At 67.8% G+C, this 1,316-nt stretch carries 1 protein-coding gene; it reads left to right on the top strand.

The genetic code is table 11. From position 1 onward, the window contains the following. The first annotated feature begins 51 nt into the window (after nucleotides 1-51). Nucleotides 52-1,286, top strand: a protein-coding gene (locus ACWEOE_RS42120; protein WP_452019459.1) for an IS3 family transposase whose coding sequence is annotated in 2 segments (ribosomal slippage) — nucleotides 52-331 and nucleotides 331-1,286 — 1,236 coding nt in all. Because the reading frame shifts where the segments join, the coding sequence is not laid out codon by codon here. Nucleotides 1,287-1,316 lie beyond the last annotated feature (30 nt).

The following is a 1,316-nucleotide window of genomic DNA, read 5'->3' on the forward strand; positions in this document are numbered from 1 at the left end:
TGTTCCGTACCGGGTTTGATGGAGACATTCAAGCCTGGATGATGAGGAGCGATGGCCCCACCGAAGAAGTACCCAGACGAGCTGCGTGAGCGGGCGACCCGGATGGCCATGGAGGCCCGGCGGGACCCGGCGTCCGCGACTGGTGCGATCAAGCGGATCGCCGAGCAGCTCGGGATCCACCCCGAGGCGCTGCGGACCTGGGTCAAGCGTGCGGAGATCGACGCCGGTGACCGGCCGGGCACCACGACCAGCGATGCGGAGCGGCTCGCGCAGCTGGAGCGGGAGAACCGTGAGCTGCGGCGGGCGAATCAGATCTTGAGGTCGGCGGCCAGTTTCTTCGCGGCGGAGCTGGACCGTCCGTCGCGCTGAAGGTCGCGTTCGTCGACTCCCAGCGGGAGGAACACGGTGTCCAGCCGGTCCTGGCGGCGCTCGCTCAGACGCCCGCCGAGATCGCACCGTCGACGTACTACGCGGCCAAATCCCGCCCGCAATCGGCCCGTGCGGCACGCGACCGGGAACTGACCGCGACGATCAAACGGGTGCACCAGGACAACTACGGCGTGTACGGGGCGCGCAAGGTATGGAGGCAGCTGCACCGGGAGGGCGTCGGCGTGGCCCGCTGCACGGTCGAGCGGCTCATGCGCGAGAGCGGGCTGCGTGGCCTGCCGCGTGACAAGTCTCCACGCACCACGCGGCCCGCTGCGGAGACAAGCAGGCCCGCTGACCTGGTGGAACGTGACTTCACCGCGACCCGTGTCAACGAGCTGTGGGTTGCGGACATCACCTACGTGCGCAGCGCCGCCGGCTGGGTCTACGCGGCGTTCGTGCTCGATGTCTACTCCCGTCTGATCGTGGGCTGGCAGGTCGCCACCAGCCTCTACACCGATCTGGCGCTGGACGCGCTGCAGATGGCGCTCTGGCGCCGCCAGGCCGCCGGGGCCGACCTGGCCGGGCTCGTGCATCACAGCGACCGCGGAGTGCAGTATCGGGCGGTGCGCTACACCCAGCGCCTCGCCGAGGCCGACGCGGTCGCATCCGTTGGCAGCAAAGGAGATTCCTACGACAACGCCATGGCCGAGGCGTTCAACTCGTTGTACAAAGCCGAACTCGTCCGCAACAAGGGCCCGTGGCGCGGCATCGACGACCTCGAGATCGCCACCGTCGAGTACATCGACTGGTACAACAACCGACGCCTGCACGGCGAACTCGGGCACGTACCGCCCACCGAGTACGAAGCACTACACGCGATGACCCACCCGGTCACCGCAACCCTGGAAACCAACTAATCCACTCTCCACCAAACCCGGTACTTGACA

The sequence above is a fragment of the Amycolatopsis sp. NPDC004368 genome, assembly GCF_053602515.1.